Source organism: Kineosporia sp. NBRC 101731 (assembly GCF_030269305.1).
In the GTDB taxonomy this organism is placed as follows: domain Bacteria; phylum Actinomycetota; class Actinomycetes; order Actinomycetales; family Kineosporiaceae; genus Kineosporia.
In genome coordinates this window covers 1-271 of the sequence record NZ_BSTC01000071.1, presented here as the reverse complement: position 1 = coordinate 271, position 271 = coordinate 1, and the positions used below count along the sequence as shown (strand labels likewise).

The following is a 271-nucleotide window of genomic DNA, read 5'->3' as shown; positions in this document are numbered from 1 at the left end:
GGAAACCCTCGAATCACAGCTCGGTTGCCAGCTCCTCGAGGCTTATCGCAGGCTCCTACGTCCTTCATCGGCTCCTGGTGCCAAGACATCCACCGTGTGCCCTTAAAAACTTACCCGACACACCCAGTATTAGCTCTCGCTAATCTGAGCGCACGAAATATGCACAGATTAAAGATGCTCACGTCCACTATACAGTTCACAAGCAACGAACACACACAACCCTCAGACCCACCAATTACCCCGACACCAGCCGAAACCAGATACGAGGCAC

1 rRNA gene is annotated in these 271 nt (G+C 52.8%); it reads right to left on the bottom strand.

What is annotated here, in order from left to right:
• Nucleotides 1–116: ribosomal RNA gene (locus tag QSK05_RS36125) — 23S ribosomal RNA — on the bottom strand; the annotation flags it as partial.
• Between the last annotated feature and the right edge of the window lie 155 nt (nt 117–271).